Annotated in this window: 20 protein-coding genes; 7 read left to right on the forward strand and 13 right to left on the reverse strand. The window is 49.0% G+C overall.

Going from position 1 to position 25,653, the window contains the following annotated elements:
* Positions 1-69 precede the first annotated feature (69 nt).
* Both KTO58_RS12550 and KTO58_RS12555 read left to right on the forward strand, forming a co-directional pair.
* Positions 70-3,009, forward strand: coding sequence for an FAD-binding and (Fe-S)-binding domain-containing protein (locus KTO58_RS12550; protein ID WP_225860228.1), 2,940 nt, complete (start codon positions 70-72; stop codon positions 3,007-3,009).
* A gap of 40 nt (positions 3,010-3,049) precedes the next feature.
* A complete protein-coding gene (locus KTO58_RS12555; RefSeq protein ID WP_157752999.1) occupies positions 3,050-3,835 on the forward strand; it encodes a prohibitin family protein in 786 nt (261 codons plus the stop codon).
* 73 nt (positions 3,836-3,908) lie between these two features.
* On the opposite strand, the gene KTO58_RS12560 is transcribed toward KTO58_RS12555, so the two are convergent.
* From KTO58_RS12560 to KTO58_RS12575, 4 genes are all read right to left on the reverse strand, one after another.
* Positions 3,909-4,790: an inositol oxygenase family protein gene (locus KTO58_RS12560; RefSeq protein ID WP_095839033.1), complete on the reverse strand. Its 882-nt coding sequence runs from the start codon at positions 4,788-4,790 to the stop codon at positions 3,909-3,911.
* Positions 4,791-4,964: 174 nt separating this feature from the next.
* The gene (locus KTO58_RS12565; RefSeq protein ID WP_095839032.1) at positions 4,965-6,596 is read right to left on the reverse strand and encodes a sodium/sugar symporter; all 1,632 of its coding nucleotides are present in this window, start codon (positions 6,594-6,596) and stop codon (positions 4,965-4,967) included.
* Between the two features lie 201 nt (positions 6,597-6,797).
* Positions 6,798-8,825 carry an eCIS core domain-containing protein gene (locus tag KTO58_RS12570; RefSeq protein ID WP_225860230.1) on the reverse strand — a complete coding sequence of 676 codons (2,028 nt, stop codon included), beginning with the start codon at positions 8,823-8,825 and terminating at the stop codon, positions 6,798-6,800.
* Between the two features lie 204 nt (positions 8,826-9,029).
* Positions 9,030-9,227 (reverse strand): helix-turn-helix domain-containing protein, encoded by a 198-nt coding sequence (locus tag KTO58_RS12575; protein WP_157752998.1) that lies wholly within the window; start codon positions 9,225-9,227, stop codon positions 9,030-9,032.
* Positions 9,228-9,554: 327 nt separating this feature from the next.
* Here KTO58_RS12575 and KTO58_RS12580 point away from each other — a divergent pair, with 327 nt between their 5' ends.
* Complete coding sequence (locus KTO58_RS12580; RefSeq protein ID WP_095839029.1) at positions 9,555-9,773, forward strand: hypothetical protein; 219 nt, start codon at positions 9,555-9,557, stop codon at positions 9,771-9,773.
* A gap of 600 nt (positions 9,774-10,373) precedes the next feature.
* Here the strand turns inward: KTO58_RS12580 and KTO58_RS12585 are convergent.
* Together KTO58_RS12585 and KTO58_RS12590 are read right to left on the reverse strand one after the other, a co-directional pair.
* Positions 10,374-10,691: a hypothetical protein gene (locus tag KTO58_RS12585; protein WP_157752997.1), complete on the reverse strand. Its 318-nt coding sequence runs from the start codon at positions 10,689-10,691 to the stop codon at positions 10,374-10,376.
* A 20-nt stretch (positions 10,692-10,711) separates the two neighbouring features.
* Positions 10,712-10,957, reverse strand: coding sequence for a hypothetical protein (locus tag KTO58_RS12590; RefSeq protein ID WP_157752996.1), 246 nt, complete (start codon positions 10,955-10,957; stop codon positions 10,712-10,714).
* Between the two features lie 179 nt (positions 10,958-11,136).
* On the opposite strand from KTO58_RS12590, the gene xth reads away from it, so the two are divergent.
* A complete protein-coding gene (gene xth, locus KTO58_RS12595) occupies positions 11,137-11,910 on the forward strand; it encodes an exodeoxyribonuclease III (RefSeq protein ID WP_095839026.1) in 774 nt (257 codons plus the stop codon).
* Positions 11,911-11,926: 16 nt separating this feature from the next.
* On the opposite strand, the gene KTO58_RS12600 is transcribed toward xth, so the two are convergent.
* The 4 genes from KTO58_RS12600 to KTO58_RS12615 all read right to left on the reverse strand — a co-directional run bounded on the left by KTO58_RS12600 (position 11,927) and on the right by KTO58_RS12615 (position 18,763).
* A complete protein-coding gene (locus KTO58_RS12600; protein ID WP_095839025.1) occupies positions 11,927-12,973 on the reverse strand; it encodes a FimB/Mfa2 family fimbrial subunit in 1,047 nt (348 codons plus the stop codon).
* Between the two features lie 130 nt (positions 12,974-13,103).
* A complete protein-coding gene (locus KTO58_RS12605) occupies positions 13,104-16,286 on the reverse strand; it encodes an efflux RND transporter permease subunit (RefSeq protein ID WP_095839024.1) in 3,183 nt (1,060 codons plus the stop codon).
* A gap of 12 nt (positions 16,287-16,298) precedes the next feature.
* A complete protein-coding gene (locus tag KTO58_RS12610; protein WP_095839023.1) occupies positions 16,299-17,402 on the reverse strand; it encodes an efflux RND transporter periplasmic adaptor subunit in 1,104 nt (367 codons plus the stop codon).
* Positions 17,403-17,416: 14 nt separating this feature from the next.
* Positions 17,417-18,763, reverse strand: coding sequence for a TolC family protein (locus tag KTO58_RS12615; RefSeq protein WP_198314923.1), 1,347 nt, complete (start codon positions 18,761-18,763; stop codon positions 17,417-17,419).
* Between the two features lie 207 nt (positions 18,764-18,970).
* On the opposite strand from KTO58_RS12615, the gene KTO58_RS12620 reads away from it, so the two are divergent.
* Together KTO58_RS12620 and KTO58_RS12625 are read left to right on the forward strand one after the other, a co-directional pair.
* A complete protein-coding gene (locus tag KTO58_RS12620; RefSeq protein ID WP_095839021.1) occupies positions 18,971-19,660 on the forward strand; it encodes a TMEM175 family protein in 690 nt (229 codons plus the stop codon).
* 109 nt (positions 19,661-19,769) lie between these two features.
* Positions 19,770-20,822: a hypothetical protein gene (locus KTO58_RS12625; RefSeq protein WP_095839020.1), complete on the forward strand. Its 1,053-nt coding sequence runs from the start codon at positions 19,770-19,772 to the stop codon at positions 20,820-20,822.
* A 59-nt stretch (positions 20,823-20,881) separates the two neighbouring features.
* Here KTO58_RS12625 and KTO58_RS12630 read toward each other — a convergent pair whose 3' ends face one another.
* Together KTO58_RS12630 and idi are read right to left on the reverse strand one after the other, a co-directional pair.
* A complete protein-coding gene (locus KTO58_RS12630; protein WP_095839019.1) occupies positions 20,882-21,865 on the reverse strand; it encodes a terpene synthase family protein in 984 nt (327 codons plus the stop codon).
* A gap of 315 nt (positions 21,866-22,180) precedes the next feature.
* Complete coding sequence (gene idi / locus KTO58_RS12635) at positions 22,181-22,723, reverse strand: isopentenyl-diphosphate Delta-isomerase (protein ID WP_095839018.1); 543 nt, start codon at positions 22,721-22,723, stop codon at positions 22,181-22,183.
* Between the two features lie 474 nt (positions 22,724-23,197).
* On the opposite strand from idi, the gene msrC reads away from it, so the two are divergent.
* Positions 23,198-23,686: a free L-methionine (R)-S-oxide reductase MsrC gene (gene msrC, locus KTO58_RS12640; protein WP_095839016.1), complete on the forward strand. Its 489-nt coding sequence runs from the start codon at positions 23,198-23,200 to the stop codon at positions 23,684-23,686.
* Here msrC and KTO58_RS12645 read toward each other — a convergent pair.
* Positions 23,683-25,257 carry a T9SS type B sorting domain-containing protein gene (locus tag KTO58_RS12645; protein ID WP_198314922.1) on the reverse strand — a complete coding sequence of 525 codons (1,575 nt, stop codon included), beginning with the start codon at positions 25,255-25,257 and terminating at the stop codon, positions 23,683-23,685. The two genes, msrC and KTO58_RS12645, sit on opposite strands and share 4 nt — an antisense overlap.
* Positions 25,258-25,653 lie beyond the last annotated feature (396 nt).

The following is a 25,653-nucleotide window of genomic DNA, read 5'->3' on the forward strand; positions in this document are numbered from 1 at the left end:
CGCTTTTGCTATGACTTACGGCTATTAAATGTTAATTTCGCGCACCACCTCAATAGATTATTGATCCATATGATACGCGAAAAGTTAAGTCAGCTGGCCAGGAATTTAACAGGCACTCTCTATACAGATGATACCATGCGTACCCTGTACGCCACCGATGCATCTGCCTATCGTGAAATGCCCCTGGCAGTGGCCATCCCGCAAACGGAAGAAGATATCAGATTGCTGATCCGTTTTGCAGACGAAAACAATACCTCGCTGATCCCACGTACCGCAGGTACCTCCCTTGCCGGACAGGTAGTAGGAAATGGTATCGTAGTAGACGTATCCAAAGCCTTTACCAAAATACTGGAGATCAATACCGACGAACATTGGGTACGCGTACAACCAGGCGTAATACGCGACGAACTCAATATGTTCCTCAAACCATATGGTTACTACTTCGGTCCTGAAACCTCCACTGCCAACCGCGCCATGATCGGTGGCATGGTAGGCAATAACTCCTGCGGCTCCAACTCCGTAGTATATGGCAGCACCCGCGAACACCTGCTCGAAGTAAAAGGATTCCTGAGCGACGGCGCGGCCGTTACCTTCAACAGTATCGATACCGAAGAGTTCCACCGTCGCTGCGAAAAAAACGACGACAGCTTGGAGACACAGTTATACCGGCATATACGCAGTACCCTCAGCCTGCATACCAACCAGGAGGAGATACGCCGCGAATTTCCCAAACCCACCATCAACCGCCGCAATACCGGGTACGCCGTCGATCTGCTGCTGGAAACAGCGCCCTTTACAGCAGGTGGCGACAACTTCAACTTCTGTAAACTGATCGCCGGCTCAGAAGGCACCCTGGCCTTCATCACAGAGATCAAGCTCAACGTATCTCCCTTACCACCCAAAGAAACAGGCCTGCTCTGCATACACTTTAACAGTATCGACGAATCCCTCCGTGCCAACGTGATCGCCATGCAGTACCTGCCTAGTGCAAGTGAGCTGATAGATCATTATATATTGGAGTGTACAAAAGATAATATCGAACAGCGTAAAAACCGCTTCTTCGTTCAGGGAGATCCGGGCGCTATCCTAGTCATAGAATTCTGCCGCGATAACCGCGATGCTATCTCCGAAATCGCCGGCCGCCTCGAACAAGAGCTCCGCAATGCCGGCCTGGGATACCATTTTCCCCTACTATTCGGTGAAGACACCAAAAAGATATGGGCACTGCGCAAAGCCGGCCTCGGCCTCCTCAGCAACCTCCCCGGCGACGAAAAAGCCGTACCCGTTATCGAAGACACCGCCGTAACAGTAGAAGACCTCCCGGCATATATCCGGGATTTCAACGATATACTCAAGAAATATGGATTATATTCCGTACACTACGCCCATGCCGGCAGCGGAGAGATCCATCTCCGTCCTATTATCAACCTGAAAACCAACGAAGGCAATGCACTCTTCCGCTCCATCGCAGAAGAAATAGCGACCCTCGTTAAAAAATACCAGGGCTCTCTCAGCGGTGAACATGGCGATGGCCGCCTTCGCGGAGAATTCATCCGCCAGATGGTAGGCGACAAAAACTACGAACTACTCCGGCAACTTAAATACACCTGGGACCCGAAAGGTATCTTCAATCCCAACAAGATCGTAGACACCCCGTCCATGAACAGCATGTTGCGTTATGAACCGGGTAAACAAGCACCGAAGATCAACACCATCTTCCACTTCCCGGAACAAACCATCTTACAGCATGCCGAACAATGTAATGGCTCCGGCGATTGCCGTAAAACACAGCTGAGCGGCGGTACCATGTGTCCCAGCTATATGGCCACCCGCAGTGAAAAAGATACCACACGCGCCAGGGCCAATATCCTCCGCGAATTCCTGACCAACAGCCATAAAGAGAATCGCTTCGATCATCAGGAGATCTATGACGTGCTGGATCTCTGCCTGGCCTGTAAAGGCTGTAAGTCCGAATGCCCCTCCAATGTCGATATGGCCAAGCTCAAAATGGAATTCCTGCAGCACTACCACGACGCGAACGGTGTACCTTTCCGTGCACACCTCATCAGCAACTTCTCCAAAATGTCCGGGCTCGCATCTATCACACCCGGCTTATACAATTGGCTCGTAGATACGCCCGCCACCGCCAACCTGATCAAAAAGATCTCCGGCTTCGCACTAAATCGCTCCATGCCACATCTGTACAAAACAACACTACGGCAATGGTTCCAGAAGCAATGGCCTAAAGAACGCGGCCCGGTATCAAAGGATAGTAAACCCGTATACCTCTTCTGCGATGAGTTCACCAACTATAACGATACCGAGATAGGCATCAAAGCAGTACGACTGCTGCATCGACTGGGATTCGAAGTTAAAATGGTAGCACATCCGGAGAGCGCCCGCGCCTATATGTCTAAAGGATTGCTGCGTAAAGCCCGCAACTATGCAGAAGAAAACGTACGCATCTTCAGTCAGCTGGTCAGCGAAGAAGTACCCCTCCTGGGCGTAGAACCCTCCGCCATCCTGAGCTTCCGCGACGAATATCCCGACCTGGTAAGAGAAGATCTACGCACATCGGCCCAACAGCTGGCGCGTAATGTATACCTGATAGATGAATACCTGTCCATAGCAGCAGAAAAAGGATACATCCAACAAGATCAGTTCAGCTCAGCAACACGACATATCAAATTACACGGGCATTGCCAGCAAAAAGCACTATCTTCCGCATTACACAGCAAAAAGATATTATCCCTGCCTAAAAACTATACCGTAGAAGTGATCGCATCCGGATGCTGTGGAATGGCAGGCTCATTCGGCTATGAAAAAGAACACTACGACATCTCCATGCAGATTGGTGAATTAGTATTGTTCCCCGCCGTAAGGGCCGCTGCTGACGACACGATCATCGCTGCCCCCGGCACCAGCTGCCGTCACCAGGTAAAAGATGGCACCGGCCGTCATGCTTTACATCCGGTAGAGATACTGCTGGATGCATTGTCTGAACAGTAGCCTTACACCTGCCCATTTGTCTGAAACCATTACATTGACCATGATAAAAAAACTCCTCATTGGCGTAGCAGTATTTCTTGCGCTCATTATACTGTATCTCACTTGTAGCACCCGCATCGACGCCGGTCATGAAGGTATACTCGTAAAACTATACGGCTCCGGCAAAGGGGTACAAGACATCTCCCTGGTCACCGGCCGCGTGTTCTTCAACCCACTCACAGAGTCCGTGTACGAATTCCCTACGTTCGTTCAGACTGCCGACTATGAACCGTTCTCTGTCAATGCCCGCGATGGAAGTCTCTTCTCTGTAGACCCTACCATCACCTTCCGGGTACGCCCCGGAAAAAGCCCGGAGATCTTCCGCAAATACCGGAAGAACATCAACTCCATCACCAGCACAACACTATACAACTACGTACGCGACGCCTTCCGCATACAGTTCAATAAATACACCACCGACAGCATGATCAGCAATCGCGAAAGCTTTGAAAATGCCGTACAGCAACAGCTCAACAACGAACTGACCCGGGAAGGTTTCGAACTCGAACAACTCACCTCCGGCATCAGCTACCCACAAAGCATCACAGAAGCGATCAATGCGAAAAACACAGCAGTACAAAGAGCTATCCAAATGGAAAATGAGCTCCGCGTAACAGAAGCCAACGCCAAAAAAATGATCGTACAGGCCGAAGCCGAAGCAAAGGCCAACCAGCTACGCCAGCAATCACTCACACCACTGCTGATCCAACAACAGTTCATCGAAAAATGGGATGGAAAAACACCACTCTATGGCAGCTCCCCCATTTTCTTTAAGAACGCACCGTAAGTGGTTAATACATATAACAAAGAGGGAGAGATGTAATGCAACATCTCTCCCTCTTTGTTATGAACAATTATTACTACAACTGCACAGTCGCCGGCAGGTACTTCGCGATCAGGTCTTCATAATAAGACCTCAGCTCTGATACTACAGGCGGCTTGGGACTTTTGGAATAGAGATCATAAGGATTAAATTTCTTGACCCATTCAAACATTTGATGGTCATGCTCACTCATCAGGTGATTATAAGCATGCTCCCGGTGCTGTGAATAGAATGAATGATAACGGATCATATACAAAGCCGGTTCCGGCAGATAATCTTTCGTGATCTGATACAGGTATTCATCATGTCCCCACGACATCTGCACTTTATCCAGTCCGCAATGAGGAGAATAGATGCCATACTCTGTATTATAACGTTCATCACGGCTATCGGGATTCAATGCAAAGAATTCCGGATATACGATCTTGTCAGAGAATTTACATCCTACCGGGAAAGTATCCCCAACCACGGCCCACTGAGGCTCGCCAAACAGGCAAAGCACCTTTCCCATATCATGGATAAAGCCGGTTAGTACGAACCAGTCCGGATGGCCATCCGCACGAATGGATTCCGCCGTTTGCAACAGGTGTTGCAGTTGATCCAGTTCTATGTCGGGGTCGGAATCATCCACCAGGGTGTTCAGGAATTCCATCGCCTCCCATACCGGCAGGTCTTTCCGGTTGAATTGTAAAAACGCCCGCTTTTTCTCCTGCACAAAGTCATAAGTCTGATATTGATGGTTCAGCCGGTAAAACTCACGTACCGTATCCCGGCCAGGATTATCGTAGTTGCGGAACTCTTCTTTACTCTTGGCAGGACTATCCTGCTCCGGATAACGCGCCAATACATCGTCTTCCCATTGTTCTATGCTTTGCAATGGATTGATTTCTTCCTGCGAAAAGTTGTTTGCCTGTTTCATAAAATGCATTTGAGTACCTGGTAATAATTTTGTTGATCGTCTGATAAGGGAAAGGACTTTAGCTACCTGCCACTGGTGGCAACCGGTAGCTATATGGTTTGGAATTTGCCTCGTGGAATTACACGGAATTTACGTTTTTCTGACGGCATATCCGATTTTATTTTACAGGTGGCGCTACCAGAACACCGTATACAGTGCGGTCAGAATCCCCATAATAATGACAGCTCCCACCACAAATGCAGGTGGACAGCGGAACATAGTAGTGTCCACCTGGATGATACGCGGCTGTTCCTTACTGCGTTTATCCAGTAAGGAGATCAATACCATCAGCACCGCCAGGATGCCAAATACGATGGACATGCGATCCAGGAAGGGATAGTCGGGAAAACGGCCGGCCGTCCACTGCGGCAGGAATTTCAATATCGTACTCAACGGGATCGTCAGCAATGCAGCAGTCAGGGCCGCAGCAGACGTAGCGCGCTTCCAGAAAAAACCCAATAGGAAAATGATCAACACACCCGGAGAAATAAAGCCCACATATTCCTGGATGAACTGATAAGCCTGATCCAGCTGCCGCAATGCAGGCGCCACCAGGCAGGCAATCGCCATAGAGATGATCACCGTCCACCGTCCGGCTCGTACCAGCTCCCGTTCAGAAGCCGATTTATGAAAATACTTATGATAGATATCCAGCGAAAAGATCGTAGAGATACTATTCGCCTTTCCCGCCAGCGAGGCAACAATAGCCGCTGTCAGGGCTGCAAAAGCCAGTCCTTTTAACCCCGGAGGCAACAGGTTGAGCAGCGTCGGGTACGCATTGTCCGGGTGCACGTTCCCTACCGCATCCGTCATCTCCGCTGCAAACAATCCATTCTTGTACAACACATACGCCGTAATCCCCGGCAACACAGCAATCACCGGTATCAGCAGTTTCAGGAATGCGGCAAAGAGGATACCGTTGCGGGCCGTCTTCAGATCGGCACCTAACGCCCGTTGCGTAATATATTGGTTACATCCCCAGTAGTTCAGGTTGTTGATCCACATACCGCCTATCAATACTGACAACCCGGGCAAGTCCTTATAATAAGGATGATCCGAAGAAAAGATCATATGAAAATGAGCATCCGCTTTTTCGCGTACCAGCTTCAGCCCCTGCCATGCGTCACGCCCCATGCCGAAATGCTCCGACAGCAGGTTCAAAGCCAGGTAAGTAGTGACCAGTCCTCCTAATATCAGCACAAACACCTGCACGACATCCGTATAGCCGATCACTTTCATGCCTCCTAACGTCACCACTACAGAAAAGACCGCCAGCCCGATGATACATGCCGTAAAACTGATCCCCGAGATCGCGGAGATCGCCAAGGCTCCCAGGTATATGATGGAAGTCAGGTTAACAAAAACATATACCAGCAACCAGAATACCGCCATGATGGTACTCACAGTAGGACTATAACGCTCACGCAGGAACTGTGGCATCGTATATATCCTGTTCTTCAGGTATACCGGGATAAAAAATACCGCCACGATGATCAGTGTAGCTGCTGCCATCCATTCATAGGTAGAAATAGCCAGGCCTAATGCAAAACCCGAGCCCGACATCCCGATAAAGTGTTCGGCAGAGATATTGGAAGCAATCAGAGAAGCGCCTATCGCCCACCAGGTAAGTGATCCCTCTGCCAGGAAAAAATCTTTGGTACTGGTCTCAATAGCACGCTTACGCTTGTAGATATAATAACCATAAGTCACTACCCCCACAAAATAAACTAAGAATACCAGGTAGTCGGTCCAATGCAAGTGATTCATGAAAGGTAGTTTTGAGCAGATAATAAGGAGTGGAAAAATGTACAGTGGTGTGTAGTCGCCTTGTTTATAGTAGGCATAACGTGGTCATTAAACATAGATCAGTATAAAATAACGTGGAATAACAGGCCGATCATCACGAACTAGGATAATCAGCAGGGTTAACTTAATAAAAAGGTTTGACTTATGCAAGTATTTCGGCTGTTAAGCCAGGAAAGCATTCGTGCTGGCAACAGATCGTAACTCTGCCAGATGCAGGGTGCTGGTAGCTGAACGTCCTATATTGGCATAAGTATCTTTACGTACGCCATCGCCGCTGCCAAATGTTTCCGCGAGGAATTTAACGCTGGCGTTTTCCTGCGGTTGTATACCTCCTAACTGCAGGCGCCGCATAACCTCTACCAGGCAAGCTTTCGCTTCTGCCTCAGCCGCTAGCCTTAGTTGAGTAGTGCTTTTTTTCGCCTTATCGTGCGCCCGCAGCAATACCCGTTCTTTTTCGGCTTTTTCAGTAGTGATAGTTTCTGCCTGCGTGTAAGAGGGGACCCCTGTCTGCACATCTCTTGCAACTATATCTATGCCGCCTTTCAAATTCTCGATAATATTAAGCAGATCCGCCTTGGCCTGCACATTATCTCCGAGCGCCGCGAGGGTTATGTTAGGCACACTATCCTTGATCCATATACCGTGGAGATCTTTTACATGCGAATGCAAATCACCTGTTGTCCATGGTTGTCTGAGCTTGGCGACCAAAGTTAAGGTCGGTATAGCAATCGCATTGGCCAATCCCTTAGACAGGACTAAGAGGGAATTATATACGGCTTGTCGCCTGTCGGCCGGCAGACCTTTATAAATATTAGAATCCTCAAAACGATTCAGGATCTTCGCATATATTTGCCCCTGTTCCGGTACATGAGAGGCATTACTTGCTGTCGATAAATAGCTGCCAATCTCACCGGGTTTCAGTGCCACATTTAGTTGATAGGCCACCTGATCTCCAGTCGTCCATTTCTTACGGGTAGCTGCTATTTGGATCAACGCCGCTTCCGCTTTCCAATCCCATCTCTGACCAATTCCGCCAGCTACGAAAGGTAAATCACTGGCTTTCGTACCGATATTATCATTCCTGAAATCTCGTAGGAAGGTCACAAGCTTATCTTTTACAGCTCTCATAAAGGCTTTGTTGATACCACCATTGATCTGACCTGCCAACAGCGGCGGTGCCACCAACTCCAGTTCCTCCTGAGCATCCGTCTCTAGTGCAAACTTCACATTAAACAGATTGCTGAAAGCATCCGATTCCCCTACGACAGTATGAGAAGGCACATCCTTCGTAACACGAGGCGCCTTCTCCCAGGTCGCAAATTCATTCTCTAATCCAAAACTCCGATGGAAAGACATAATCTTCTCCATAGGCAGTCCGTTTTCATGCAAGAAATCCTGCCAGGACCGCTGCGCCTCCAATATAGCTCCCAATGTACCATCAGTATCCTGAGAAGCCTTATAAAGACGGCTAGCCGTTGCTCTCAACCCCGTATCCCTGAATTTCTTGTCGTCGAAAGCAGCAACGATATAATCTTCATTCTTACTGGCAGCCCTCCATCCATCCTTTACTGAATCAGCGGTAGCCTTCGGCAGCGTAGCCAACGCCTTTCTTCGTTCATCGTTAGAAAGCTCATCGCTCTCCACCGTGGTACCTGTAGGATGATTTTCCGGATAGTAACTATCTCCTAATACCTTAATAGGAATACGCTGTGCCACCATCCCGCTTTGCCCTGCGAGTATCAACGATCTATCTTCCATATCATCCGACTTCAACTGCATCGCCTTATCTCCCATTATATCCGCCTCCTGTTCCAATCCGGTATCATCATTCACATTCACTTTTCCTTTCAGCTGCATCGTAGGCACCACCCGCCCCTGTTTCTGCTGTACCACATGCCAAGCTTCATGCGGGATATGCCGCTCCTGCCCCGGCGCCACGTGGATATCGCTGCCCTGTGCATAAGCATGGGCCTGCATAGCTGCGGGCTTATCCGAATTATAATGCACCTTCACATCATCCATCGAATACCCGGATAGTTGCTCCACTCCCTGTTTTAATTGATCCGGTAATCCCGTCCTGTTAGCCTTCTGTTGCACGGGTGCAGACTCCTCCTCACTTAGTGAAGCCACACGCTGCACCGGCCGTTTATCTATAGCGGGTAAGGACAGGCCAATTGCCCGAACAGGCATATCAGCATTAGCATGATTTATTCTGGAATGAACGGAGGAATCAACCGTAGCTTGAAACATAGGGACAATAGTTAGGGATAGCTGTAATACTAAAGATAATAAAAAATATAAGTTGTGTTGTACGGCACTGTACAATACCTATGCAAACAACAGGAGCCAGGAAAAAACAGTAGTAAGATAACAGGCTGACTACTGGTAACTTATCTACAGATCAAAACCGTCCAAAAGTGTCGTAAAGGGGATCTCAAGACCTTGAGCAATCTTACAAAGCGTAATAAAAGTCAGCTTTTGTTGCCCTCTTTCAATCTTACTCAGATCCGAATTATCAATATGACTGTGCGCTTCCAGCTCCCGCAACGAATAACCTTTTTCTTCCCGCAACTGCTTAAGCCGTTGCCCCAACCGTAGCAAAATTTCCTGCTCATTTATCATCCCACTAACCTCGCCTTATTCTTAAAAAATATTGCGGGCCGATCGGCCCGCAATATGCAAATTTGTTTTATATTCGCTTCAATTTGCAGCCCCATAAAGTATTGGTTGCTGCTCTAATCGTTGCGTGTCCAGGGAAGTAGGAATCTAATGGAGCCACGTGTAACGGAGGAGTAAGCCTGCGTAATTAGCGCGGGCTCTTCTTTGTGCGTGCTCCTGGCTTCCTACGCCTCCTGGTGCGCCGAAGAAAGAGTTCCGCGCTTTTCGTTGCGCGGCGCCTGTTTACCCAAATCAGCGCCGATGAGCCAAATAATAAACATAACTGTAGAAGGACAGTCTTTTAAAGTCCGAACCCTAAATGCACTCGAAGTAACTGTAGACGAGCAGCAAAAATATTATTATGACAGGGATCGCCAGCGATTTACCCAACCGCTATCAGATCCGCTGACACAAAAAAGGGCTATAGAAATTATCGAAAACTACTTTGCCAAACCACCCAAACGTTCCAGAGACTTATAAACCTTCCATCACCCATTAGGAGGACATGCCAATGCTTCAGTAAGTACCCGGCGTCCAACCGGGTACTACATCCAATGAGTCCGGCCAAATGGTACATGGGGATTATACAACACTTACCCGTAACCGGGTAGGGAGATCGAATCAAACTAAAGGGGCGGTGTCTACCGCCCCATCATACGTATACAAAATGATGTGCACACAATACACAGCAGCTGTGTTTTTATCCTTACTATTACCTGTAAAGTTCCTGCTGTGCATATAGATAAGTTCAAAAAAATAGCCCAAAAACTACAACTCCTCGCAGATTTCCCGGCTGGTTTCCAGGCACTGCCCAAACCTTATACATCCGAAAAAATGATTGGCTCGTCAGGCAAGGTAAGGTAGCCAAACAAAGGCTACAACAGCTGATCACGGCGGGGAAAACAATCACTGTTTACCGCTGCCATATCACAGGTCGCACAGGTAAAACGGTCGCGATGGTCACCAGTACGGTCATCACACTCAGCGGCCAACCTGCAAATGGCCGATGGTACCTGCATGAAAACGGGATAGGAAAAATCCTATCCCGTGCAACCAATACAAAAAACAGAAAAAACAACACTAGTGCTGCCAGCACCTCCCTCCACCTCTCACTTTACGCCGGCAGGGCGTTCCCTTTTTAGTAAGGGCTCCGCAATAGCCAACTGAAGAGGAAGCGGAGGAACTAGCGTACGAAGAGGATGCAGCAACGGGCGCTATGTTGACCCGCACTGCCTTCTGGGGCTTGGTGCCACCTGACGACACATTGTCTGCATATTTCCAGGTGTAGTCACTGTAGAGGTGCACAATACGGTTATTCACCTGTGCTTCGCCAATTTTTTGCTGTGCCATGCCCGTAAAGCTGGCCAGCAGCAACCAAATTGTTACCATTGATTTCATGTAATAGGTATTTTTTGTTGTTAACATTTGCATTCTGAACGAGCTACATAAGTTTTGTTACCATTACTGTTGTAGTAAAAACATCCACCTTGAGGTCCCAGGTATAGCCTTTTTTCATTGTGATATCCGCAATCAGTGCCGGCGCCGGATGTAGGCGTAGGTGCAGATGCTGATGTAGGTGTGGGATGAGGGACTACCTTGTCGCTACCCTTGCCGCAGCTTACCGCCAATAAGGTCAGTAATACCGCCAGAAAATTACGTGTCATAAACGTTTGAGGTAAATGATAGATACAGGGATCGATAAGACGGCTGATTTTGATATTCATATTTATGGGGCGTTATTTCCTTAACAAAGGTAGCAGGTGGGCCATTGGGAAAAAACCTGTACCGGTACGGGATTTTTCCCCTTTTTTATGGCTAAATTGAGTATAATCAAGCGCTGATCATGAGAATTGCAACTTACAATGTGAATGGAGTAAACGGGCGCCTGCCCGTATTGCTCCGCTGGCTGGAAGAAACCGCCCCCGATGTAGTATGTCTCCAGGAATTAAAAGCTCCCCAGGAAAAATTTCCCGAGCAGGCGATCAGGGAAGCAGGCTATCATGCTATCTGGCATGGACAGAAAAGCTGGAATGGCGTCGCCATCCTTTCCCGCAAAGACGACCTGACAGAATCACGACGCGGACTGCCAGGCGATGAAGAAGACCTGCATAGCCGCTATCTCGAAGCCACCTGCAATGGCATACGTATCTGCTGTCTCTATCTGCCTAACGGCAACCCGGCACCTGGTCCGAAATTCGATTATAAACTGGCCTGGTTCAAAAGATTACAATTACATGCGAAGGAACTATGGTCTGCCGATGTGCCGGTAGCCCTTATCGGCGACTTCAACGTAATGCCGACAGAACTGGACGTCTATAAACCCGAGAAATGGGTAGATGATGCCCTCTTCCGCCCGGAAACCAGAGCAGCCTTCCATCAGCTGATGGAACAGGGCTGGACAGATGCCATCCGGAAGCTGCATCCCGACGAAAAGATCTATACCTTCTGGGATTACTTCCGGAATGCTTACGGCCGCGATGCAGGACTACGCATCGATCATTTCCTGTTAAGTCCGCACCTGGATAAACGATTAAAAAAAGCGGGAGTGGACAAACATGTCCGTGGATGGGAAAAGACCAGTGACCATGCACCGGTATGGATTGAACTATCTAAGTAATACTAACTAAGTAATACTAAAAGCGGATCATAATACTATCGCGGGACCAGCCTTCCGAAACACGGAGGCTACCCGCACCAACCGGCTGACCGGATACCAGCACCTGTTCTTCCTGGCGCAGCACAGCGGCATATTCTTTATTGCTGTTACCGACTTCTTCCAGCAACACGATATTGTCCGGACGGGTAAATACTTTGCCGCTGAGGATAGTGCGCTGATTGGGATAACATCTCACATTACGTATCGTTTTCGTATACGCTACCCAGGGTAACCGGGAGGTATCCATGCCGGATATTGTCACGTTAAAAGGAGCCGCCGTATTCAATACATATACATACCCGATTTTTTCACCCGCACGGATACCAGCACCCTGCTCTGTCGCAGCAGCTCCTGTAGCAGCGGAGTCTACCTGCTCCGTAGCAAAATTAAACCGCCCGAGATCACGGCTTACCGCAATACTAAAGACACCCTTGCGGGGTAGGTCCGTCACGTTCACCTCCAATCGGCCCACGATCCGTCTCAGCGGCACCGGTACCGGCTGCGATACCATCCCCACTCTTACTGATAGCGGGAACTTCCGGAAAAACAGCTCCGTAGTCGTCAATTCAGTGGTCATGTTCTCTGTGCTGATATAGGCCGTCGGCAAAGGCAACCGTTGCTCCGTCTCGTAACGGTCCCCGTCTATATAAGCGTTCCTGTTATGCAGGAACTGCTCCCCCGTCACCACAACGGTGTAGTCGCCTACCGGCAATTGCAGCGCCACCCGCCCGAAACTATCCTGATCATGCCGCTGGCTAACAGTGCGTACCCTTACGCCCCTGGCATTATAGACAAGAAAATACAATTGTTTGATCTGCTGCTGTAGTTGTTTGCTGCTGTCAGTACCAATGTCTCCTGGGGCAGATACGCTGTCGCCATGCCCGACCTCCAGTTGCACCGTATAAAGAGGACCTTCCATCCCCGGCTCCTGCCCCACCAAATCCTCCTTATCCTTGCAGGAAATAAAGCACATGCAGGCGATGAGCGCCAGCAAGAGCATACGGTGAATGGAAAATGATGGCATACCAATAGGGGATTTATACAAAAATAACGATAAATACTACCCTATTCTTATGTACCTGTATTAATAAATAGTCTCCACTGACCACCGGTAACAGTATCGGAAAAAATCCCCCCGCGACGGGTAATATTGTTTACTCCCCGAGACGGCCAGGTTTCCTTCGCTCCTCTCCCGCAGCCTCCAGCTCGGCCAGTTTCTTCTTGCCATAGGCCAGCCGGGTGATCAATACATACAACACCGGTACGCTGAAAATAGCCAACAAGGTAGCCGCCAGCATCCCCCCTACCACCGTAAAACCAATATTCAACCGAGCAGCGGCACCCGCTCCTTTAGCCAGACATAAAGGCAGTACCCCGAGTATAAATGCAAAGGATGTCATTAATATAGGACGGAAACGCAACTTTACCGCCTCCAGTGTCGCCGGGATCAATGGCATACCGCCATCCACCCGCTCCTTACAAAACTCTACGATCAAAATAGCATTTTTTGCTGCCAGACCGATCAGCGTGATCAAGCCGATCTGTGAATACACACTATTTTGCTGCTTGGCAAGGAACAATGCCACTATGGAGCCGAACAAAGCGATAGGCACCGCCAGCAATACCGCCAACGGCACGGACCAGCTTTCGTACAATGCCGTCAGCAACAGGAACACAAACAGGATAGACAACATGAAGATCATCGTACTCTTATTACCTGCTTCTATCTCCTGTTTAGAAATATTCGCCCACTCATAACCATAGTTATTAGGCAGCACCTCTGCTGCCACTTCTTCCAATGCCTTAATAGCATCGCCGCTACTATATCCGAAATTGTTGACCCCATCTATCTCTACAGAACGATACAGGTTATAGTGGTTTAGCACGGGCGCACTTCCTTCTTTCGTAGCAGTGATCACAGCACTCAACGGCACCATGTTACCACGCTGGTTCTTTACATAATAAGTGTTCAGGTTATCGATACTCCTGCGGTAAGCCGTATCCGCCTGCATCACCACCCGGAAACTACGACTGAACCGGGTAAAATCATTAACATACAACCCGCCGAGATAAGTTTGTAACGTACTAAAGACGTCGCCGACAGCCACCCCCATCTGTTTGCATTTATCACGGTCTACTGACACATTGTATTCCGGCGTAGCGGCACTGAAGAAGGTATAAGCCCGCATGATCTCTTTCCGTTTATTGGCAGCTGCCAGGAAACGACCCAATACCTGATTGAACTCCTGCACATCTGTTCCAGTCTTTTGTTCTAATATAAAAGAGAAACCCGAACTCGTACCAAATCCCCGCAATGTAGGCGAAGGAATACAAAAAATGGTCGCGCTGGGTATCTGCATCAACTGTCCCTGTACCCTTCCTATCACAGCATTCATATCATCATGTGCACCTTTTTTATACCGCTGGTCCCAGGGCTGCAGGTTCACAAAATAGGTGGCGGAATTGGGCTTGATCGCATTGGCAACAAAGTTGATACCGGTTACACCCATATAGTGTTGTACCGCCTTGTCTTTTGATAATACCTGGTTGATCTGGTCCACTACGGCTTTGGTACGCCCGGTGGAAGAGGCTTCCGGTAACTCCACTGCAATCAGGAAAGAGCCCATATCTTCCTGTGGAATAAAGGTGGTAGGCACCATACGGAACAGGAAAAAAGCAATGGTGAAAATGATGGCCAGACCTATCAACACCAACGGCGTCGCATGAATAGCCCTTCTTACCATCCGGCCATAACGTTCCGTCGTACGGCCAAACCACTGGTTGAACCGGTAGAACAACTTATTGATACCGGTCGACTTTTTTGTGACATGACTCTCCCGCAACAACATCACACACAAGGCGGGCGTAAGCGTCAGGGCAAAAAATGCAGATAACAATACAGAAAAAGCAATGGTCAGCGCAAATTGCTGATACAGCCGGCCGCTCACACCGGGTATAAATGCCACCGGTACGAATACCGCTGCCAGTATAAGTGCAATGGCAATCACCGGCGCCTGTACTTCACTCATCGCCTTGTAGGTGGCATCCCTGGGCGACATACGATCCGTATCGATATGATGCTGGACCGCTTCCACGACCACGATCGCATCATCCACCACAATACCGATAGCTAGTACAAAACCGAATAATGTTAACGTATTGATGGAGAATCCCAGCAGTTTGAAAAAGAGGAAAGTACCGATAATGGATACCGGAATGACCAGCACGGGTATCAGCGTGGCCCTCCATTCTTCCAGGAAGATAAATACTACAAATGTTACCAGCACCAGCGCGATCACGAATGTCTCGATCACTTCATCAATAGAGATACGAACGAACGAGGTGGTTTCAAACGGCACGATCCATTGTATGTCGGGTGGGAATGTTTTGGCCATCTCCGCCAGCTTCTTATCCACGCGATCTGCTACATCCAGCGCATTGGCGCCGGGCGATAAGTAGAGCGCCATCCCGGTACCGATCACACCGTCTGCTTTGATATCTACTGCATAGGAAAAGGTGCCGAGATTAATGGTCGCGATATCTTTCAGCCGTACAAGCGAACCATCCTGGTTATTGGTCGCTACAATGATGTTATTGAACTCCTCTGGTGTTACCAGCCTGCCCTTCACCTTTACATTATATTCAAAGGCCTGATCACTGTATGCCGGCGGAGCCCCGACAATACCAGCAGGTACCTGCTGGTTCTGCTCGCGGACCGCGTTGGCTACCTGGGCAGTAGTAATGCCTAAAGCAGCCATCTTATCCGGCTTCAGCCAGATACGCATACTGTAGTCCTGCGCAAAAGCATTCACATCACCGATACCCTCTACACGTAACAATTCCGGCTTGAGGTAAATATTCAGATAGTTGTCCAGAAATCCCCTGTCATGCGTACCATTGGGAGAGTTCAATGCGACTACCATCAACATGTCATTCGAGCGTTTCTTCGTCGTCACCCCTGTACGTCTTACATCATCTGGTATAGTAGGTAATGCCAGGCTTACACGGTTTTGTACATCCAGCGCCGCGATATCGGCATCTACGCCGATATTAAAAGTAACGGTAATACTGCTGGACCCGTCGTTGGCACTCACCGATTGTATATACATGGCACCGGGGGTACCATTGATCTGGTTCTCCGTAGGAGTCGTCACCGTCTCTTCCACTGTCTGTGAGTTGGCGCCTATGTAGATAGCCTTCACATCCACTACCGGCGGGGAAATATCCGGCAATTGTGCAATAGGCAGCGAGAACATACAGATCAATCCCACGATCACGATGATGATGGCGATTACGATCGTTGTATTCTTACGTTCTATGAAGGTCTTGGAGATCATGCGTGACTGTGATTAGTTAAGCATTTTGACATTGACGGTATCTCCGGGTTTTACTTTCTGCAGCCCCTCTACCACTACCTTTTCTCCTCCTTTCAGGCCATTCCGGATAATCACCAAAGTATCTGTTGTAGCCCCCGGCTCTACCGCGCGCAACTGGATCACATCCCCCTGTCCCACTACAAATACATTCTTCTCTGATAATGTTTCCATTACGGACTTGGCAGGTACTGCCAACGCATCCGCAGCAGAAGCATTTTTGACCATTACCACGGCCGTCATACCAGACTTTAATTCACCGCGTGCATTGGGGAACTGCAAACGTACCCGTATCGTCCCCGTCTGCGGATCTACAGTATTATTGATGGTCAGCACCTTCCCGGCTTCACTGTACTGCGTGCCGTCGGAAAAACGTAGTAAAAAAAACCGTTCCTTATCCGTGGCACTCGTGAAGTCCCGGAAGCGGCGTTGTGGTACATCAAAGTCCACGAACATGGGATCTTCATTTACAATGGTGTTGATCAATGTCTGCCCGGCATTGACGATATCTCCCACCCTAAGCTGGGCAATACCGATCTTGCCACTTACCGGTGCCCTCAACACCGCATGGTTGACATCTGTGCCGGCCTTCTGTAAAGCAGCCTTTGCCGCGGCTACATTGGCTTCGGCGGTTTTTGCGGCCGTACCTGCCTGCTCTACCGTTTGCCGGGAAATGGCGTCATTTTCCAGCAGCTTCTGGTAACGTTCCAGGTCACGCTGCTTTTGTGCCAGGTCCGCCTGAACTTGCTGCAGGGATGCCTGTTGCTGCCCATAGGTAGCGGCATACCGGCTTTTGTCAATCTCATACAGCGGCTGCCCCTTGGTGACCGTACTACCATCCTTCGCACGGATTGCTTCCAGATACCCGGTAACATCCGTGCGTAATTCCACGATGTTATTGGCCGTTAAAGTAGCCGGAAACTCTTCGGTTACCGTATAGGTAGATGGCTGAATGATAGCTGCTACCACCGTAGCCTTCATTCGTGGAGGGCCTCCGGCAGCACCTGGCTGTTTACCGCCACCACAAGCGATACACATCAGCAGCCCACAGGCACTCACAATAAATAGACGATAGTCCATGGTCTATGGTGTTTTTATCTTAGTTTACCCATTGCCTTATCCAGCGCCACTTTGCTGATCAGTACATTCAACAGGGCGTTGATGTAGTCAGCCCTTGCCTGCTTCAGTTCACTTTCTGCCGAGATCACATCCAGGCTGGACGCTACCCCCTGGTTGTATTTCAATACAATCCGGTCATATATCCCCTGCGTCAGTTCCAGGTTCTGCTGTTGCGTAGCCAACAGGGCACTGTTATTCTGATATTGTGTAAAGGCATCCTTTACCTGTATGCGTATCTGCTGAGAGAGATAATCGAGGTCATTGACCGATTTCTGCAAGGTGATCTGCTGTTCATTCACTTGGTGTATACGCTCCGTACCGGTAAATAAGGGGAAATTAAGCGACAGCCCTACTGCCGATGCACCAAAGCCGGTTTTATACAGATCGCTGAAAGCAGCAGAGAAGTAATTAAAGCCATAGTTAATAAATGCAGACAATTGCGGCAGGAAACTCAACCGCTTACTTTTCAGACCCAGTTTATTGAGCTCGATCTGTGTCAATTGTGCGCCATATTCTACCCGGTCCTGGACGAGGTAGTTTAAAGTGTCTGCCAGCTCTTTGGCAGGCGAAAAATCCTGTACGGTCTGTGTTAGCTGCAGGGAGTCTGTATCCGGCATCCCCATCTGGAATTTCAGCAATTCCAGGCTATAGGCCCGCAGCCGTGTTGCATTGTCGATCTGCGTGACAATATTGTTATAGGACACGGCGATCCGGTCTACATCTACCCGTTCGGCTACACCAGCATCATAACGGGAGCGCGTATCCCGCAGGTTCTTTTTCAACTGCTCTTCGTTGGCCGATGCCAACCGTATGTTCTCTTCATTTACCAGTACCGTATAGTAGGCCTGCATCACTGCCACCCGGGTATCGATCGCAGTGCGCTTCAGGTTACGGGCGGAAAGATCGGTATAGACCTTTGCCGCTTTCAATCCCAGGAAATAATCACTGTTAAATATCGTTTGCCGTACTTCCCCCGTTATAACAGAGCTGAACTTAGTGCCAAACTGCACCGGTATCTTTTCGTCAGGACGACCTTGAAAAATATTCGGAATAAGGGAAGTTTGCAATTTGAGGTTATCAGTAAAGTTGCCGGTGATGGTCGCATGCGGCAACAATTTACCGGTGTTCTCCCGGACCTGCTCTTGCGCATATTGCACATCCAGCCTGGCATTCACCACATCCCGCTGATGCTGCAAGGCATATTGCACACAGGCTTCCAGGCTATAAGCATAGATACCGGAACGCGTCGTATCCACCTGCGCCTGTACACCATGCATACCAAGACAAAAAGTAATGGAAAACGTACTGATGAGACCTCGCATACGATTTTGGCTTTTAACCGGGTGATACCCAACAGGAGATAACAACAGGAGTCCGAAAAAGTTGCAGTACCCGCTTCCAATTACAGGTTTAGGCCCGCAAAGCCTGTAAAATTTGCTAATTTGTGAATACATCAACGGCCAACAGCCCGTGATATCTCGATTTTTCTAATTTGTTGTCTTTATTGATCAAAAAACAAGCACCGGAATATGATAACAGCAAGAGCTAACAACGCGGTACACCGTGAACTTGAAGTAGAGCGAATGATACATTTCAGCGATGCCGTATTTGCTATTTCTATCGCGCTGCTGATACTGGAAGTGAGATTACCGGTCTTTTCCCAGGCATTTGCTGCCGGCACGCTCTGGCAGGTCTTCCTCCCTTTTATTAATGAATTGGCGGCCTTTACTGCCAGCTTTATATTAATAGGTGTATTCTGGGCCCGGCACGTAAAACTTTGTCGTTACCTGCAACAATATGATGACGGTATCATTGCCAGCAACCTTTTGTTCCTGTTCTTTATCGTGACCTTTCCCTTTGCCACCTCAGCGATGGCATCCAGGGCCAACAGTTCTTTTTTACTGCCGGTATATATCTACCTGGGCAACATCACCTGCTGCACAGCCGCCTTATATTGGCTTAGCTATTATATGTTCCGTAAAAAGCCAGGGCTCACCATAACCGGTCATGTGACCGACAAGGAGTGGTTGTACCAGCGCAGCAAGTACAGTTTTATGGTGCTGTCCCTGACGTTCCTGACCATCGTTTTCGTGTATACTTATTTCCCGAAAAACCCGGTATATCAGCAATTTAGTTACCTGGTACCCCTGCCCTTGCTAATCATTGCCCGTAGCCGTATGAAAAAGTTCCGCCGTAACCAGTTGCGTCCGGTACTCTGATCCTGCTTTTAACTGTCTCGTTTGCTGCTTACGGCCAGGTATAATCGCAGATACCATTTTTGTCGGTATCTTGTGAACGATTAACTATCACCCCTTATATCCGGTCGCTATGGAAGTAGACAAAAAAGAAGCCTGGCTGCTGCAACAAGCCATCAAAGAATGGGAGTCAGCAAACCTGATCACCAACGAACAGGCCCAGCGCCTGCGTAACAGTTATCAACTGCGCACTACCGACTGGCAAACCATCACCCTGTATATTTTTATTGCTGCCATATCCAGTGCACTCATGGCCTTCGGCGCCCTGGTACTGGATGAGAAATGGATTGAAGTCATCCGCAAACGGCTATCACTCACCGATGGCATCATCGCTATTATATTTACCGCACTTTCCCTTTTGCTCTGTATACAGGGATACCGCCGCCGGCAGCGGCAACCGGTCTTTTCGTTCAACCGTGAACTGTTCTGGTTACTACCTATTCTCAGTATAGGCGTGTCAGTGGTCTATCTCGGTAAAAGTGTTCAATATCTCCAGGGCAACTTCGGGTTATTCTGGCTCATTGCGGCACTGGCATTTGGTATTATCGGCGCTATTATCTCCTCCCGGCTGCTATGGATCTCCATGCTCCTCTGCCTGATACCTGGATATGTGGTCAGCACTTACCATTTTACCGGCGACTCTTATTTCCTGGGTATGAACCTCCCCTTCCGGATGGTACCGCTGGCCATTATTATATTGGGCATCCACTGGTTGGCACGGAACATCCCGGCTTACCGCCCCGTCAAAGATATCACCTGGGTAGGCGGATGGCTGTTACTCTTCCTGTCTGCATGGCTGGTATCTATATTCGGCAATACAGCCACCTGGGACCAGTGGCAGCAGGTAAGGCAGGTGCAACTGCTCTGGTGGGTAGGTAGCTTTACCGTGCTCTGTGCCGCTACCTTATGGCTAGGCATTAGTACCCGCGATAACTTCATACGTGACCTGAGTGTCATCTTCCTCCTCCTGGATGGGTATACCCGTTACTTTGAATATCTCTGGGACCGTACCAATAAAGGGATCTTCTTTTTTATCCTTGCCATTTCCTTTTGGTGGCTAGGCAAGTGGATAGAAAAGCGGAAGGCAAAATCGAAGTTACCTCCACCACCCGCTGCCACCTCCTGAAAAAGACCGGGCTGCCTTCCGCGAAGAAAGCAGCCCGGCGAAAGATATCCGGATTATCACTATGACTCCAGTTCCGCTTCCGGTATGCCCACACTCACCTTATAACGACCGGTATCCTGGAAACTCCAGTCGTAGTTACCGGTAATCCATGATTTCAACACGGCTACATAACGCAGCAATTCGGCGTTAGTCGCTTCATCGTATTGCGGCAACCGCTTTTCCAGGCGGCAGAATAGCCTCACTTCGTCATCATGCATCCTGGCAGCGGCATCCACAGCCTCCTGCAAACCCAGCTTTTCTTCTTCCTGTATCACCAGCACCAGGTTGTGCACGTCGCCCTGCTGCGACTCCTTATCGCAGGAGAACAGGTCATTGGCCCAGCAAACGATATTGTTGCAGGCCAGCACCAACCGCTGTACTAGCGGATGCTGCAGCACGGTATCCGGCAGATATACTTTCTCTATGATCTCGATGGCTACCACATCGGCAAATAAAGCGCCGGTGTAAGGACGCATGGCCACATATTCAGCTACTGCCGGCGTCTGTGCCATCGCGCGGTTCACGGCCTCCCAGTGGCAGGATTCAAAGTAATCTTCCATACTGCGTATAAAGCGAAGACGCCAGGGTGGCCGGCTGATCTGCCGCATCCGGACCCAGATATCCGACAGGGAAGCCGCCAGTATGCCTCCTTCTTCCATGCTCACCACGCGATTGCTCTTCAGCACATCCAGCAGTGATGCCGTCATACGTTTCAGGTATTCCTCCCGCTTACCCAGGCTTGCTTCATCACACTGGTCGTCCAACATGAACAGCCAGGTGTTAAAGTTCGCGATGATACACAGCTCCTCAAAGGCTGCATTGGGGAATGCCCGGGCCGCCAGCCAGGCAAAGCGGGCCTTTTTAAATTTCGCCATTGCCACGTCGGTATTGACCAGGCGAAAGGTCTGCACCCAGGCAATATTCTGCTCATGGGCCGCGGCGGCATACTGGTTAATAGCGGAAGGGAACGGATACATGATCCGTGGAAACTGAATAGTTTTCATAAACTCGGGATTTAATGGTTCTTAAAAAAAACGGTAATAAATGGTTACTGAAATAAATGGTTATTGTGTCGCTAAAAACTTGGTCAATGGTTATGAAATACTGTCAGGTAAATGGTAATAAAATGGTCTTCAACACGTAGGTATCAATACCGTAAAGTTGGATACTGCAGCAAGATGTAAGTAGTGATAAGCCGTATAGGCGCTCAGAAAGGGTAACATCGGGGCACAACCGACTATACGGGAAGAAGCAATGGGTAGTTAACAATAAAACAACGTTAACGATACTGGTTTGGGGAGCAGCAGCGATAACAACATTCAGACACCGGGCGTCGTAGAAACCTGATTTAGATGAGCAAGCACCCGGGGAAAAGCCAGGTGGAACCAGCTGGTGAATATTGCGGGCTCCCGTTGCAACCAGGCGGTGATCTCGTTCGCAGATAACCACCTGTAGTCATTCACTTCATTACTGTCAGGTACCACTACGCCGTTATAAACGCCTAAAAACACATGGTCGTATTCATACTCTATGAGGCCATTATCAAACGCTGTACGATATACAAAATCAAATAACTTTAGCAGGGAGCTATCCATCCCCATCTCTTCCCGCAGGCGCCGGTGAGCGGCCGCTTCCACCTCCTCCCCCGGCAAAGGGTGACTGCAGCAGGCATTGGTCCATAACCCGCCCGAGTGATACTTGCCAAAGGCCCGTTGTTGTAATAACATCTCTCCGCTCTCATTTACAATAAAAACGGAAAAAGCCCGGTGAAGTACGCCCTGAAGGTGCGCTTCCAGTTTTTCCATTACACCGCAAGCTTCATCCTTTTCGTTCACCAATACAACCTGAGATAATTCGTTCATCATAATTTTTTGATATCAACTGTTAGTCCTCTTTGCCAATTTGCCAGTACGCGGTAATAACGGACATCGCTATATTATATTGTCTGTAATACGCCCTACACGGATACAATCCACTTGCTGGCCGTTCAAATACTGTCCGATGGTTTGCAATGGTATTGCTGGTATCAGGTAATACGCTGATGGGGTTAAACCAGGCTGTTGACACCTGTAGACTGTCCTTATTGCATTTAAATAGTGGATGTTCCGGTACAAAGCCGGCATAAAAAACACCAGGCAGGAAGCAGGATTTACTCACAGATCACCCGGCATTCCCTCTTGGCATCCGGCACTTATAAATATACTAAAGAATCCTGGTTAAATTTATACAAGGGTGCAGGATTTTTAACAATCGCAACAACGGCGGCCCTTTTACCAGCCTGCTTGGGTGTACGGGCAGACGGCAGGCATCTCCGGGTAAATACTTAACTTAGCGGGATGGCAGAAGATCTGAATATAGTAAGCGGTAGTAAGGCAGCACAATATGAATCTTTACTTCCGCAGATACAAGGGCTGATAACGGGAGAACCCGATCTTATCGCCAACCTGGCGAATATAGCGGGCGCCCTGAAAGAACAGTTTGGCTGGCTCTGGGTGGGTTTTTACCTGGTAAAGCAGGAGGAGCTGGTATTAGGTCCTTTCCAGGGACCGGTAGCTTGTACGCGTATCCGCAAAGGCAAAGGGGTATGTGGCAGCAGTTGGGCAGAAGCACGTACCCTGATCGTTCCCGACGTAGCGCAATTCCCCGGACATATTGCCTGCAGCAGCCTCTCTCAGTCGGAAATAGTCGTGCCTATTATACGGAATAATGTTGTTGTCGGTGTATTGGATGTAGACAGCGAAGCGCTGCAGCAATTTGATGAAACAGATCAACGCTTCCTGGAAGCCATCATCGATATGATCGAATTCCCCTCCACAGGTTACTAGTGTACTAGTAACAGCGATCCTCTCATTTCCTGGCGTTCGTTATTGCGATTGTCAAAAGTACAGACGTATACGAACGTCTGCGCGGGCAGGCGGCTTCCTTTCATGGTGCCATCCCAGCCGTTCTCAGGATCGTTGGATTGAAATACCAATACTCCCCATCGATTGTATACGGTCATACGGTAATTGCGGATGTCGTCGTAGACTTTGGGACGGAACAGGTCATTCTGTCCATCACCGTTAGGACTGAAAGCAGTGGGTATCACGACCAGGCAATTTTTCCAGGGAGTGGTGATGGTGGCATTTCCTTGCTTCAAACAACCATTGGCGTCTCTTACCTGGTAGGTATAGCTGCCGGGGCCCAGTTGTCTCAACACGGGGTCTGACTGCCATTGGGCGCCATTCCCCGTTACCATATACTCATAAGGCGCCACCCCTCCTTTTACCTGCAGGCTGATACGTCCATCCTTTGATTCCCCGCAGCTGGTAGGTTTGATGTTGGCCTGTACCCACTCCAGCGGCGGAGGGTCTGCCAGCACGATCTTACGTAAGGTGTCCGCACATCCTACCACATCTACTACTACGGCCTGGTATTCGCCGGAAGGCAGCCGCCGGAATACCGGGCTATCGTAAAAATGCGGATGCGCTACTCCCAAAGCATACCGGTAGGGCGGTGTACCACCGGCGGCACTCAGCAATATACTGTTCTGCTCATCGCCGTAACACCTCGAAGCCTCCGTGACGACACTGGCCTTTACTTCCTGCTCTCCTATTGTCACCGTGGCCACCGCACTGTTGCCGTTGGCACTGGTTACCGTCACTTCGTACTGACCCGCCCGCAGATGTTTTTCTTCTGCATTGGTATAATTGCCGGGCATCCAGCGATAGGTATAGGGAGGCTGACCGGCCTGTACATTTACCTTAGCGGTCCCGTTCGCCACGCCTTTACACGCATTGGTGCTGGTAACGGTTACTTCGGGTACGATAGCCAGTTGCTGGGAGATATTATCGATCAAAGCGCCGGTGTAAACTTTGTCCGTACATTTTTTTTCGTAGTAAGGACCGAACACCAGGTAGGCATAATCTTTCTGTGGCCGCAGTGTGGCGGTATAACGCTGCCAGTTCTGGTGCATATATTCTCCTGATTTCCACAGTATGTCGCCCCTTTCTGTGGGCGAGTTGGACCCATATATGATCATCGAGCCATAACAGATCGGTGTAAAAAAATAGGTGGGGGCGTATGCCAGGTCTAAGGATACCTTGTAGGTCTTACCCGCTTTCATAGGGGTCTGTAACTGCTGGCCAAATGCTTCTTCCCAGGCGCGGCTGGTGAGGGCGCCGATATACGTCTTCCCATCGGAAGCGGGCAGTTTGATCTCGAATATACCCGGTTGTATATCTGGTGTCTTCCCGATCTTAAACCACGGTAATGGTGGTACGCCGATATTAGGGGTACCCTCCAGGGAAGGATTGATAATAGGGATATCTCTATCGTGTTGTGCGAATGCCTGCATATTGCAAGTACAGGTCAGCACAGCCCATAGGATTGACTGTCGTACTAATTTGCCGATCATAACTACTGTTGCGGTTATGCAGTCTGTATCCATGTATGGTGGATGTATGGCACAGGTGGTACCTACACCTGGATCACAGCTGCTGAGGGTTCACGGATATGGTTATTTCTTTTCTTTATTCTTCTCTGGTGATAGATAGAACAGTGGGTTTTCGCATTCAGGACATCACTGACGCAACTTAACATTCACCTGCGTACACAGGTATAGGAACAAAAATCTCATAGGAATTGTTTTGTAGCGGATAAATAAATAACTCTTGATAACAAAAATACATATAAAAAACGGAAACATTTCATGAAAAATCATAATTCATACTAATGTGTTAACTAAGTGTTATATATTCAACACAAAAATATCCCGCTGATTTCAGGAATGGATTTTGTTGTTCGTGTCCTT

The sequence above is a fragment of the Chitinophaga pendula genome, from assembly GCF_020386615.1.
Taxonomy (GTDB): domain Bacteria; phylum Bacteroidota; class Bacteroidia; order Chitinophagales; family Chitinophagaceae; genus Chitinophaga; species Chitinophaga pendula.

Excerpts from the sequence above, each read along its gene's own strand:
- KTO58_RS12555 (WP_157752999.1), top strand. The coding sequence starts at position 3,050 with ATGATAAAAAAACTCCTCATTGGCGTAGCAGTATTTCTTGCGCTCATT.
- KTO58_RS12605 (WP_095839024.1), bottom strand. The coding sequence starts at position 16,286 with ATGATCTCCAAGACCTTCATAGAACGTAAGAATACAACGATCGTAATC.
- KTO58_RS12615 (WP_198314923.1), bottom strand. The coding sequence starts at position 18,763 with ATGCGAGGTCTCATCAGTACGTTTTCCATTACTTTTTGTCTTGGTATG.
- KTO58_RS12565 (WP_095839032.1), bottom strand. The coding sequence starts at position 6,596 with ATGAATCACTTGCATTGGACCGACTACCTGGTATTCTTAGTTTATTTT.
- KTO58_RS12585 (WP_157752997.1), bottom strand. The coding sequence starts at position 10,691 with ATGAAATCAATGGTAACAATTTGGTTGCTGCTGGCCAGCTTTACGGGC.
- xth (WP_095839026.1), top strand. The coding sequence starts at position 11,137 with ATGAGAATTGCAACTTACAATGTGAATGGAGTAAACGGGCGCCTGCCC.
- KTO58_RS12625 (WP_095839020.1), top strand. The coding sequence starts at position 19,770 with ATGGAAGTAGACAAAAAAGAAGCCTGGCTGCTGCAACAAGCCATCAAA.
- KTO58_RS12630 (WP_095839019.1), bottom strand. The coding sequence starts at position 21,865 with ATGAAAACTATTCAGTTTCCACGGATCATGTATCCGTTCCCTTCCGCT.
- KTO58_RS12645 (WP_198314922.1), bottom strand. The coding sequence starts at position 25,257 with ATGATCGGCAAATTAGTACGACAGTCAATCCTATGGGCTGTGCTGACC.
- KTO58_RS12620 (WP_095839021.1), top strand. The coding sequence starts at position 18,971 with ATGATAACAGCAAGAGCTAACAACGCGGTACACCGTGAACTTGAAGTA.
- msrC (WP_095839016.1), top strand. The coding sequence starts at position 23,198 with ATGGCAGAAGATCTGAATATAGTAAGCGGTAGTAAGGCAGCACAATAT.
- KTO58_RS12600 (WP_095839025.1), bottom strand. The coding sequence starts at position 12,973 with ATGCCATCATTTTCCATTCACCGTATGCTCTTGCTGGCGCTCATCGCC.
- KTO58_RS12580 (WP_095839029.1), top strand. The coding sequence starts at position 9,555 with ATGAGCCAAATAATAAACATAACTGTAGAAGGACAGTCTTTTAAAGTC.
- KTO58_RS12560 (WP_095839033.1), bottom strand. The coding sequence starts at position 4,790 with ATGAAACAGGCAAACAACTTTTCGCAGGAAGAAATCAATCCATTGCAA.
- KTO58_RS12610 (WP_095839023.1), bottom strand. The coding sequence starts at position 17,402 with ATGGACTATCGTCTATTTATTGTGAGTGCCTGTGGGCTGCTGATGTGT.
- KTO58_RS12590 (WP_157752996.1), bottom strand. The coding sequence starts at position 10,957 with ATGACACGTAATTTTCTGGCGGTATTACTGACCTTATTGGCGGTAAGC.
- KTO58_RS12550 (WP_225860228.1), top strand. The coding sequence starts at position 70 with ATGATACGCGAAAAGTTAAGTCAGCTGGCCAGGAATTTAACAGGCACT.
- idi (WP_095839018.1), bottom strand. The coding sequence starts at position 22,723 with ATGAACGAATTATCTCAGGTTGTATTGGTGAACGAAAAGGATGAAGCT.
- KTO58_RS12570 (WP_225860230.1), bottom strand. The coding sequence starts at position 8,825 with ATGCCTGTTCGGGCAATTGGCCTGTCCTTACCCGCTATAGATAAACGG.